General features: G+C 50.2%; 8 protein-coding genes and 1 pseudogene. 8 read left to right on the plus strand and 1 reads right to left on the minus strand.

The genetic code is table 11. The features are described 5' to 3' along the window. Positions 1 to 27: 27 nt before the first annotated feature. Complete coding sequence (locus tag DZE2538_RS02575; RefSeq protein WP_050568651.1) at positions 28 to 1,050, minus strand: LacI family DNA-binding transcriptional regulator; 1,023 nt, start codon at positions 1,048 to 1,050, stop codon at positions 28 to 30. 281 nt (positions 1,051 to 1,331) lie between these two features. Here DZE2538_RS02575 and DZE2538_RS02580 point away from each other — a divergent pair, with 281 nt between their 5' ends. The 8 genes and pseudogenes from DZE2538_RS02580 (at position 1,332) to DZE2538_RS02615 (ending at position 11,986) form a co-directional block, all read left to right on the plus strand. Continuing rightward, the gene (locus DZE2538_RS02580) at positions 1,332 to 2,531 is read left to right on the plus strand and encodes an L-talarate/galactarate dehydratase (protein WP_038915516.1); all 1,200 of its coding nucleotides are present in this window, start codon (positions 1,332 to 1,334) and stop codon (positions 2,529 to 2,531) included. 475 nt (positions 2,532 to 3,006) lie between these two features. After that, positions 3,007 to 4,413 (plus strand): undecaprenyl-phosphate glucose phosphotransferase, encoded by a 1,407-nt coding sequence (locus tag DZE2538_RS02585; protein ID WP_019843737.1) that lies wholly within the window; start codon positions 3,007 to 3,009, stop codon positions 4,411 to 4,413. Beyond that, positions 4,403 to 5,689: a capsular biosynthesis protein gene (locus DZE2538_RS02590; protein ID WP_038915517.1), complete on the plus strand. Its 1,287-nt coding sequence runs from the start codon at positions 4,403 to 4,405 to the stop codon at positions 5,687 to 5,689. Before DZE2538_RS02585 ends, DZE2538_RS02590 begins: the two co-directional genes overlap by 11 nt. A 1-nt stretch (position 5,690) precedes the next feature. After that, a complete protein-coding gene (locus DZE2538_RS02595; protein WP_023638855.1) occupies positions 5,691 to 6,248 on the plus strand; it encodes a polysaccharide biosynthesis/export family protein in 558 nt (185 codons plus the stop codon). Positions 6,249 to 6,250: 2 nt separating this feature from the next. Next, positions 6,251 to 8,404 (plus strand): GumC family protein, encoded by a 2,154-nt coding sequence (locus DZE2538_RS02600; RefSeq protein WP_038915518.1) that lies wholly within the window; start codon positions 6,251 to 6,253, stop codon positions 8,402 to 8,404. A 10-nt stretch (positions 8,405 to 8,414) separates the two neighbouring features. Then, on the plus strand, positions 8,415 to 9,626 hold the full coding sequence (locus DZE2538_RS02605; RefSeq protein WP_038915519.1) for a lipopolysaccharide biosynthesis protein: 1,212 nt from the start codon (positions 8,415 to 8,417) through the stop codon (positions 9,624 to 9,626). Then, a pseudogene (locus tag DZE2538_RS02610) lies at positions 9,623 to 11,004 on the plus strand (capsular biosynthesis protein). The gene DZE2538_RS02605 and the pseudogene DZE2538_RS02610 overlap by 4 nt, the downstream one beginning before the upstream one ends. Then, the gene (locus DZE2538_RS02615) at positions 10,997 to 11,986 is read left to right on the plus strand and encodes a glycosyltransferase family 2 protein (RefSeq protein WP_038915520.1); all 990 of its coding nucleotides are present in this window, start codon (positions 10,997 to 10,999) and stop codon (positions 11,984 to 11,986) included. Before DZE2538_RS02610 ends, DZE2538_RS02615 begins: the two are co-directional and overlap by 8 nt. Positions 11,987 to 11,991 lie beyond the last annotated feature (5 nt).

Consider the following 11,991-nt stretch of genomic DNA (forward strand, 5'->3'; position numbering starts at 1 on the left):
AGGGTCAGCCCATGGCTGCTTATCCGGCTATGTCGATTCCCGCTCGATAAGTTCAAAGCCGATATCAATAATCGTGTCGCTGGGGGTATGCCCTGCAATATGGTCTGCCAGTAGGGCGGCGGCCCGGCGGCCCATCTCTTGTCTGTCGATAGCTATCGTCGTGAGGGAAGGCCGGTTGCTGGCGGCAAAATCCAGGTCGCCAAACCCCATCACCGCCAGGTCATGTGGAACGTGCAGACCACGGTTTTCCGCTTCCATGATGGCACCCTGCGCCAGCGTGTCTGAACTGCACAGGATGATGTCGGGAGACATCGTATCCAATAACTGAGCGACGCCGTGGCGACCCAACGCCAGCGTGGCGGGCAGTGGGGTATCGACACAGTGCATCGGGGTCAATTGATAGCGGCTCAGCGCGTCATATAAACCGGCTTTGCGCCTTGCTGCGCGCGGGTCTGTCGTCCAGATAAGCCCAGGGCGTTGATACCCTTTACGGTGAATATACTCCCCGATCGCCAACCCAACTTTTTCATGGGAAAACCCCACCAGCATATCCAGCGGTGTTGGCGTGAGGTCCCAGATTTCCACCACCGGAACCGCCGCGTTCAGCAGAATTTTTTTGAGCGATGGCGAATGATGGATGCCGGTCAGCACAACGCCATCAGGACGGCGTGACAGCAGCGTCGCCACCAGTTCTTCTTCCGTCTGCGGGGTATAGCCCGCCACACACAGCAGCATGTGATAACCGCGCTGCGCCAGCTCATCGCTGATGGCCTGAATCGTATCGACAAACATATTGTTGTTGATTTGCGGCACCACAACGGCGATCAACTTACTGCGCCGGGAGGCCAATCCACCCGCCAGCGCGTTCGGGATATACCCGGTAGCACGCACCGCTTCCTGCACTTTTTCGATGGTGGAGGCACGGACCAACGCCGGGGTGTTGAGGGCGCGGCTGACTGTCATGGACGACAGCCCCGCCGCTTTGGCAACGTCATCTAACGTGGGGGCACGTGTCACAGCAGCATGTCGCGTTGTTTTTTGGGTGCTCACAATCAGCCAGGCTCTTGGGTTGTCGGGTGGTATCTGGGCGTGGATTATTGGTGAAGTCGTGTCTTTTTGCCAGTAGGTCGCAGTAGCACCGGCGGGATAACCTCGCTACCCGGTATGGTGCGGATACATTATATGTTTGCGCTATCATTTTTCATCGTGCAATTTCCCAAACATCTCCGGATCGTGATCATCTGTACAAACTGCATTCAATAGGGTGGTGTGCTGCCGATATCTTCGCTAGTAATGTTAGCGCAAACATTTTACCTGATGAGGTTCCTATCATGTCGTTAAGCGTGAACTCCGATGCCGTCTCCTATGCCCATGTTAGCGGTGTCAAAACCGCGCAGGAAACCGGCGATCGTATTGTGTGGGCTAAGTTGTCGCTGGCGTTTTTGCCACTGGCAACACCGGTGAGTGATGCCAAGGTACTGACCGGGCGTCAGAAACCGCTGACTGAAGTAGCGATTATTATTGCGGAGATTCGCTCCCGTGACGGCTTTGAAGGAGTCGGCTTCAGCTACTCCAAGCGCGCTGGCGGGCAGGGCATTTACGCTCATGCGAAGGAGATTGCCGATAATCTGCTCGGGGAAGACCCGAATGATATCGATAAAATCTACAACAAACTGTTGTGGGCTGGCGCGTCGGTGGGGCGAAGCGGCATGGCGGTGCAGGCTATTTCACCTATCGATATCGCGCTGTGGGACATGAAAGCCAAGCGTGCCGGGTTGCCGCTGGCCAAGTTACTGGGCGCACATCGGGATTCAGTTCAGTGCTACAACACTTCCGGGGGGTTCTTGCATACGCCGCTGGAGCAGGTGTTGAAGAATGTGGCGCTCTCACGGGAAAGTGGCATTGGCGGCATCAAGCTGAAAGTTGGGCAGCCCAACACCGCAGAGGATATTCGACGTGTGAGCGCGGTTCGTGAAGCGCTGGGCGAAGATTTCCCGTTAATGGTGGATGCTAACCAACAGTGGGATCGGGAAACGGCGATCCGGATGGGGCGTAAGCTGGAGGCTTTCAATCTGGTCTGGATTGAAGAGCCGTTGGATGCCTACGACGTGGAAGGGCACGCACAGTTGGCGACAGCGCTCGATACACCGATTGCTACCGGGGAAATGCTCACCAGCTTCCGGGAACATGAGCAGTTAATCCTGGGCAATGCCAGTGATGTTGTACAGCCGGATGCGCCGCGTGTGGGGGGGATCTCTCCGTTTCTGAAGATTATGGACCTGGCCGCCAGACACGGGCGCAAACTGGCACCGCATTTTGCGATGGAGGTGCATTTGCATCTGGCGGCGGCCTATCCGTTGGAGCCCTGGCTGGAACACTTTGAATGGCTTAACCCGTTGTTTAACGAGCAGCTTGAGTTGCGCGACGGGCGCATGTGGGTATCGGATCGTCATGGGCTGGGCTTCACGCTGAGTGAACAGGCTCGCCGCTGGACGCAACTCAGTCATGAATGCGGTCAATACAACGGGTAGCCTATGACCCGGCGTGGGAACAGGGTGTTGTCGCTGCAAGCAGTCGTTATCAACAATGGAGCGTTATTGCAGCGACAAATATCCGTTGAGCCTGTTTGAATCAGTCTGGCTGTTTCTCCGTTCACTTTTGACGTTCACGCAAATGACCAATCTGAGTAGGCATTGAGGAATACGCCTATTCCTCATTCGAAGGAATGCGTGCGTTGAGTGACGGTGTTTTTATTTATTATTAATAATTTTATAAAAAATCATTTTAATTGAAAATGATTTGATATTTGAATGATTTCATAAAAAATAACTGGTGTGGTGAATCGTTTTTTGAACTGAATAATCCCCTCAAGATGTGCTGTTTTTACGGTTTTTTATCCATTTCTTTAAGATATTTCCAATTGACTCTTTAAAAAAAATTTATCTGATATATTATGCGCGCTCGGAAAAGAAACAGTCATAAAATCTAATGGATTAGGATTAAAAAATGTCTAGTCATCAGATAAAAATTTCCTATGGAAATGACTTGTTTGTTATTAAATTGATGGATTTCCTATCAATCAATTTAACATTGATAGTCAGCGCCAGACTATTTTTAATGGGCGACTTCGATGATGTCATTATGATTAGCCTGCTATTTTCTACCTCTTTCTTACTCATAGGTGAATATACTGGTTTATATCGCCACCGGGTTAAAAACATGCAATTGCGCGGGCAGCAGAAGCTGTGGGGCTGCGCATTATTCTCCATTATGTTTGTTGAGATTGTCAGAGGATATGCGGGTACATTGTATTCGTTAGGCTTGTTACATCATCTCGATAACATCTATTTTTCCGCAACCTTATACTGGTACATCTTGTCATTATTGGTACTTTATCTTGTGCGTTTAATGACGGTGAAATATACGGCTAAAAAACGGATCCGGGTGGCGATTATCGGGCTAACACCGGGCGGATTAGCTGCGGAAAAAGCATTACGGAAAGAATATGCCAATATGCAGTTAGAATTGGCCTTCTATGACGACCGTAGCCCTGCCCGGTTTGGGTACCTGATAAAAAGTGAGTATAAAGGCGATGTGAGTGCGCTGGTGGAAGAGGCGAAAGCAGGCCGGGTGGATGAGATTTATATTGCCTTGCCGATGATTGCACTCAAACGCATTCGCTATTTTCTGTCCATGATGTCTGACACTACCGTGGATACTTACATTATTCCCGACCTTTATTCCTACAGCTCGTATGTATCACAGCTTCGCTCTATAAATAACATTCAGACCATCAGTATTTTCAAGTCGCCTTTTGATGGTATCGGCTCGGTGATTAAGCGACTGGAGGATTTGGTTATCGGCGGCGTGATTACGCTGATGATTTCCCCGTTGCTGTTACTGATTGCTATCGGCATTAAGTTGACCTCGCCGGGGCCGGTGTTATTCAAGCAGGATCGTTACGGCTTGAGCGGCAACAAAATCAAAGTGTGGAAATTCCGCTCGATGCACGTGATGGAAAATAGCGATGTCGTCAAACAAGCGACGAAGAACGATCCTCGTGTGACGCGGTTTGGTGCTTTCCTGCGCCGTACCTCGCTGGATGAACTTCCCCAATTTTTCAATGTATTACAAGGTACTATGTCAATTATCGGCCCCCGTCCACACGCGGTGGTACATAATGAACAGTACCGGCAGTTGGTCGAAAATTACATGATTCGTCATAAGGTAAAACCGGGTATCTCTGGGTTAGCGCAGGTGAATGGTTACCGTGGCGAAGTGGATACACTCGATAAAATGGAAAAGCGGGTGTACTACGATATTACCTATATTCAAAGCTGGTCTCTTTGGCTGGATCTCAAGATTATTTTTAGAACCATTTTCAAAGGTTTTATCGGTGAAAATGCGTACTAATCTGATCATTGCCGCAGGGATGATAGTACCGCATTGCTCCTGGGCTGAGCTGACACCCAAATCGCATATCGGTATAGCCGGTATTGATTTTCAGAGCCAGCTTGGTCTGGATTATGGTCATGAGAATAACGTGACCTCGCAGGCGGATACGAAAGACGTCCTGAATGCAGATTTTCAGAGTATCAGACCCACGATTAAAGCCATCGGTGCCCGTTATGACGATAATTATGTCTTGATGTATTCCGGTGATTATCGTCGCTATGACACCGACTCAGCGGATAATTATACCGACCACACCTTTCGTTTTAATGGTGCCTGGCGCTATGGCAATAAACACGGACTCGCATTGAACCTTGAGGATTCTCAGGGGCATGAAAAACGAGGCCGTGGCATTACAGAAGGTTTTCGACCACAACTGTTCAGCGACTTTGGGGTGAATTCACCGTTGAGCACGACGGTTTTCAACAGTGAATTACGTTACAGCTATGGTACGCCGGGGGGGCGAGGTAAAGCGGATGTCGCTGTGCTGTTTAAAACACTGCGCTTAGGCAATACCGACGAGATTAAAAACACAGATATCGATTTTTATAACTATATTCGTGGACAAGAGTGGCATGAAAACCGTCTGATCGCCGAATTGTCAGATCAGTACTCTGCGACGACGCGCTTTAGCTACCGAGTTATTAATAGCCAGCGCCGTTATGAGGTTGATGCGAAAAAAGACACCAGCGAATATAACCTGGAATACGGTGTGTCATCTCGTATCACCGGGAAAACCCGAATCAATGCCAACCTGTCCTGGTTATATAAAACCTTTGATAACAACCCGAGTGCCAGTGATTTTCGCGGTGTGAACTGGGATATTCAGGCTGAATGGACGCCACGTAAACAGTCTGTTTTTACCGTGCATACCGCACAGCGCGTTAAAGACCCGACGGAGGTGGGCGGTTATATCACGGAGTCTGAATACGGTATCGCTTATCAGCATTACTGGCTGACCGACCGTTTCTCCACCACGTTTGATTATTCCTACCTGATAGACCGCTATCAGCATTATCAGGATGACCGCAACGACGGGAACCGGGTGCTTACCTTCGCGATGAACTATCGCTTCAGACCCTCTATTAACGTTGAGCTCAAATATCAACGCAATACGTTACGTTCCAATAAAAATACCGATTCTTTCTTTATTGGCCCTGACGGTAATCGCCAGGTTATCAGAACGTTGGGCCATGATAACTCTCTGATTATGTTAACAACGAAGGTACAGATCTAACGTGAGAATAATAAAACTGGGTATTTTTCTGTGCCTGAGCATGCTGCTGGCCGGATGTTCGCTGTCCAGCCCACCGCCGCAGAATCAACCCGACGACGAGGAGAGTGGTTATCTGTTAGATGAAGGCGATGCGGTCAACATTCTGGTGTACGGCGAGCCTGAAATGACGATGAAGTTCATGCTGGATAAAAGCGGTGCGATTACCTTTCCCTATATTGGGCCACTGGTATTGAAAGGGAAAACGCCGGGGCAGGTGAGTGATGAGCTAACCAAACGTCTGCGCGGTGATTATCTGCAAAATCCAATGGTGACGGTCAGCGTCGCGGAATTCCGCAAATTTTATATCACTGGCGAAGTGGTGAAGCCGAACGGCTATACCTACGAGCCGGGGTTGAACGTGGAAAAAGCGCTGGCGCTGGCCGGAGGCTTTACCGATCGCGCAGACCGTAAAGACTTGGCTATTCGTCTGTCGAAGAGCCATCAACTGATTGAGCATGTTGATATCAGGCACGCCGTTCATCCGGGCGATACCGTGATTGTCGGCATGAGTTTTTTCTGACCATGAGTTTATCTATCGTGGAAAATGGCAGAAAACTGGAAAGTACCATCGATTTTTCCAGGTTTGCCCAGGCGCTGAAAAAGAACGGCTGGAAGATAGCCCTTGCCGGGCTGCTTGCCGGGGTGGTGGCGTACCCGCTGATTAGCATGTTGACGCCCACCTATGTGTCGACGGCGACCGTATTGATCAAAGCGCAGCAAGATAACATTTCCCCGCTGCCGCAAGTCGACGGCTATGACTCCACCCGCAGCGGTTATTACGAAACCCAGTATGCGTTGATGCAGTCGCGCATTGTGCTGGAACAAGCGGTGCGGGACGTGAAGTTGCATCACAACCCTGCGTTTAACGGCGAGGCGAATCACGGCGGGGCGAGTAACGGGGGCGATAACCATAGCGATGACGATGAGCAGCAACGTGTTGATCGCGCATTGAAAGAGATGGTGCAGCACCTGACGATTAATGGTGTGCGTACCACGCATCTCGCCACCATTTCATACGAATCGGCGTCGCCAGCGCTGGCGGCGGATATTGCGAACGGTGTGGCGCAAGCCTTCATTAGCTATACGGCGAAACAGAAACACCTCAAGACACTGAAAGCCAGTGCGTTGAACCAAAAACAGATGGAGGAGGTGTGGCAGCAGGTTGTCGCGCAACAGGCCGCTATCGATCAATTCCTCAAGCGGGAAGGGTTACTCACGTTCCGTGGTGTGGATGGCTTTGAAACGGAACAATTAGGGCTTGTCACCACCAAGCTGGCGGATGCCACCCAGCGCCGCATCACCGCAGAAACCAACTATAACAGCGTGCGACTGAACGCGGGCAAGCCACTGGAAAACATCATTTCGCTGCCTGACATTTCTACGCATGCCCAGATTCAGGATTTGCGTATCGCGCTGATTCAGGCCAAACGTTCTCTCTATGATTTGCGTAAACGCTATGGGGCGAAGCATACCCGAATTCTGGAGGCGGAAGCCCAGGTGCAGGCCATTGAAGAACAGACCCGCACCGTATTGCTGGAGTTGGAATCGGGGCTGAATAAGCAGTATCAGGCAGCGTTAAGGGATGAAAAATACTACCAGCAGTTGCTGGAGCAACAGAAAACCGCGTTCCAGACACTGGCGTCTAAACGTGATGAGTACAACAACCTGACAACGACGCTGGAGAAAACCAAAGAGCTTTATAAAGCACTCTATCAGCGTACAAAAGAGCAGACGCTGGCTGGCAGCTATGTCGAGCCGGACGCCGTGCTGTATGACCCGGCGGTACCGGCCGATCGCCCGTCGAAACCCAACAAAGCGATGCTGCTGGTAATGGTGGTCATGCTGACCCTGGCTTTCTCGGTGGTGTATTTCATTGTCAGAACGGCGCTGGACAGTTCAATCCACACTCTCAGCCAGATGAGTAAGCGCCTGAACGTGACGCCTGTAGGTGAAATTCGTCATTTTACCCAAGGGTTGGCCAGGCAGCAGATTGTCCGCCTGATAACGGGGTCGCCGCTGTATGTGGAGAGCATCCACAGCATACGAACCCACATTATGTTATCGCATCCTTCCTGTCAGGCCATTGCCATCAGCTCAACCGAGCAGGGGGAAGGGCGCTCGCTGCTGGCGCATTTGCTGGCGTTATCCTTTAGCGCTGATCAAAAGACGCTGCTTATCGATCTCGATTTCTTTAACGACCAGGGTCTCACGCAGGATTTAGCGCCGCCTTCCGCTATAGGCATGGCGGAGTTACTTCAGGATCAATGCAATATCGATGATGCACTGGTGTCTGTCAGCCAGCATTTGGCATTTTTGCCACGCGGTCGTGCACAGACATCGTCTTTGCTGATGTTGTCGTCGGAACGGATGGTAACGCTGATGGAAGCACTGAGAAGCCGCTATCAACGGATTGTTATTGACGTGGCCGCCGTGAATCAAACACAGGATATTCAGTTGATCAATCGGGTGATCGACGGGGTGGTGTTTGTGTTAAAGGCTGGGACGTGGCGGACTGACGAGGTGTACAGCGCGATTGAGAGCATGAGGCACCATCAGACGGTGATGATGGGGGCGGTGATGAATCGGGTGGCGGATAAAAACCTGGAAACCAAAGAAGGCATACGTTCCCTGAATCACCACATGAATGCGTTGATCAACAACACCGGTCCTCTATGAGTCTACGGATATGAATTTACTGAAAAGTGTATCTACCATTGCGGGTTCCTCGGTGCTGTCCCAAGTGATTGGCGCGTTGTCCATCTGGCTGATTTCGCACAAATACAATATGGCCGAGGTGGGAGCCTATGCGCTCAATTACAGCATCGTGCTGGTCGGGGCGCAGGTCTGTACCTTTGCATCGCAGCTTTTGATCCCCAAACAGCCAGACGACGCGTTAGCGCAGAGCGTGGTATTCAGCACGCTGCAAAGTCTTATCGTTGCTGTGCCTTACGCGGCGTTGACCGCGTGGCTGTTTCAGCAAAATGCGTACTTTCTTTATCTGCTCACGCTGGCCTATGCGCTGGTATTGATCGCCGAGAATTTATCGCTGCGGGCGGGGAATTATCGTTTTCTGGCTTTTCAGCGGCTCTCGGTGTCAACGGTCGTGGTACTGTCGGTTGTGCTCACCTCGCACCCTGCCGCGTTTTATTGGGCCTGGGCCTGTGCCATGCTGGTGCTTATCAGCGGTTGTATTGTGCACTCGTTCGCCATCCATACCATTACCTTCAGGCATTTTAGCCCGCGGCGTAATCTGGCGTTCTTGCTTGAGCATTTTCACCACCTCACCCGCGTGGGGAGCGCGGAAGTGCTGGCGATGGTTAACAGTAATTTGCCCATCATGCTGATTAACTTTTGGTTTTCCTCATTAACGGCGGGCTATTTCTCGGTAGTCAGTCGGTTTTGTTTATCGCCGGTGGTGATCATCGGTAATGCGGTACGCCATTCTATTTTTTCATCATGGTCTGCTGATTTTAGGCATAAACGCTTTAACTATGATGAATTCAGAAAGGTGCGCCTGATGTTATTGGTATCCGGCATCGTTTGTACGTTGGGTGTATTTATTTTTTACCCATTGGTGATGACAACGTTCTTCAGTGAGGAGTGGATTGATTCTATTCCCACGTCTCGCTATATGCTGCCGTATTTATTCCCATCGCTGGCGGTATGCCCGTTGACGGTGATTGAGTTGCTATTTGGTTCTCATCGTTACTTTTTGCGTATTCAACTTGAACAGTTAATGATTGTCTTCATCGCCTTTGTGCTGGTGCCTTATTATTATCCGCACTATGCCACCTCACTGATTCTATTCTCAGTGCTGACGCTGATACGCTATGCGTTTATTTATCTGACGGTGAATAAACGCGCCGGTTTGTTGAAGAAAACGATGATGGCATCATGACCTTAAATACCGGGCGTTATTTACAGGGTTATGTTGTCATCACATTAGTCGTCTGTGGGTTGACGCAATATTTCACCGGTGTGCTGGCGGTGCTCTGGTTGCCCTTTTTTTGGTGTTGATCATGGTCGGGCTGCTCATTATGCAGACCCGTTACGATATGCGGCGGTTAGACACGCAGGAGTTAATTGTCCTGACGTTATACCTCTCTTTTCTAGCCATGGCGGGGGTATCGACGCTATTACAGGGGGGCGTCACGGTCACGATTGTCGGCTTTAAAAACGAGATTGCACTATCGCTTCTCATGTTTTGCCTGCTGCTGGGTTTTTGCCGGGAGTCGCAAATTTATCGCGTGACCTGTGGTTTGTACTGGGTGTTTTACGCGCAATTCCCGGTGGTGGTTTATCAGGTGTTATTTGTTCTGCCAAAACGAGTCGCCTTGCGGGGAGAGGATGAAAAATGGGACTCGGTAGTCGGTACGTTTGGCGGCGATCCGATGGGCGGGGGCAATACCGCCGCGATGGGGTTATTCTGCATGCTGATTATGCTGCTAAAAATATCAGAGTTTAAACACGGCCTGACGTCATTTAAATCCACCGCACTACACATTATTTTAGGGTTCACCCTGTGTATTCTGGGCGAGGTAAAGTTCGTTATTCTGATTTCACCATTATTACTGGCTTATGTCTGGCTGATGCCCAGTTACATTAAAGGGATGAACAGCGTTAACCTGAAAGCGCTGTTACTGATTGCTGTCGGTATGGCATTACTGATTACCATCGCGATTACTATTTTAGCCGCAGGGTATTCTTCTGCGTTTGGGAGTGACCCGACGAAAAGTGCTGCCAGCGTATTTGTGGACTCTCTGGGGTATATCTTTGATACCGATTATATTATGGAGTCCGGTGAGCTTGGTCGCCTGACGACAATCTTTTTCTGGTTAAAGAATCACGATATGTGGGGGCCTTCCGGCACACTGTTTGGTTATGGGTTAAATGCAACCAACAGTGGCAGCGCCGTTTCTCCTGGCTTTTTGAATATCATTTATAACCTGATTATTGACTCAACCTCATTGAGCGTCTTGCTGTGGGAAGTGGGGATAATAGGGACATTATTTTTCATCGGGCTGGTTGTTTATATTTTAATCATGGCACGGCCAACGCCAGTACTGGCGCGTAATGACCTTGACCGGCAGGATGTGCAATTACTGAGTTTTTCCCCGGCATTTAATGTTTTTGCGGTGGGGTGCCTGCTGAGTCTTCCTTACAGCCAGATTCTTATGATTATTCCAATGCTGCAATTTCTGTTTTATTTGTCACTGGGTTCAATCCTGGTGATACGTCATTCTGTCCGTCGTTATTCCGGGAAATCGTATGCGTGATCAACCTTTTATTTCAGTCAGTATTAAAACATTCAATGAGGCGCAAGGGATTGAGAAAACGATAGACAGTATTCGTCGCCAGCTCGCCGATTACCCTCATAAGATCATTGTGGCCGATAGCTTATCAACCGATAACACCCAGCAACTCGCCATCGCGAAAGATGTCACCGTGGTGTCGCTGACCGAGCCGTCTGAACGTTGTTGTGGCGTGGGGCATCAGCTTGGTTATCTGCACAGCGAAGGCGAGTTCTTATTGCTGATGGACGGCGATATGGAGCTGGAAGAGGGGTTTATTGAGCAGGGCATCGCGTTTTTAACTGCACACCCAGACTACGCCGGTGTGGCCGGAACGGTAGAAATGGATGGTGCCGCCAATTATGAGTTTGCCTCGCGTAAACAGCGCATTCATAAAATATATCCGCTCGGTGACTGTGGTCATTTAGGGGGCGGTGGCCTGTATCGCCGCTCGGCAATTGAGAAAATAGGTTATCTCACTCACCGTGGTTTGCATGGTTATGAGGAAGCAGAATTAGGGATGCGGCTGCGCGTTGCCAACTATAAATTGCATCGTCTCAATGTGCCTTATTTCCGCCACACCTCTTACACCATGCCGACATTAACGATGCTGCGATATCGTTGGACGCACGGTTTCCTCTGGGCACCGGGCGAGCTGTTACGCAGCGCCTGGAAGACAGCACATTTCCCCCACGCGGTCAGCATAGTCAAAAACGAGGCGATTTTTGCGATGTATCTGGCCGCGTTATTACTGAGCGTATTAACGCTTAATGCGCCGGTCATAGGTGTAATGCTGCTGCCATTACTGGCCTTTGTGGCATTAAAAACGATACAGAACCGCTCGTTACTGCAGGGATTACACAGTGTGATGAATCTGGCGGTATTTTCTGCCGGTTTAGTCAAAGGGTTAACCAGACCGCTACGCGACCCGATGACGCCGCCAGACAGTACGGTTATTCATGAATAGGCAGG

This window comes from Dickeya zeae NCPPB 2538 (assembly GCF_000406165.1).
In the GTDB taxonomy this organism is placed as follows: Bacteria; Pseudomonadota; Gammaproteobacteria; order Enterobacterales; family Enterobacteriaceae; genus Dickeya; species Dickeya zeae.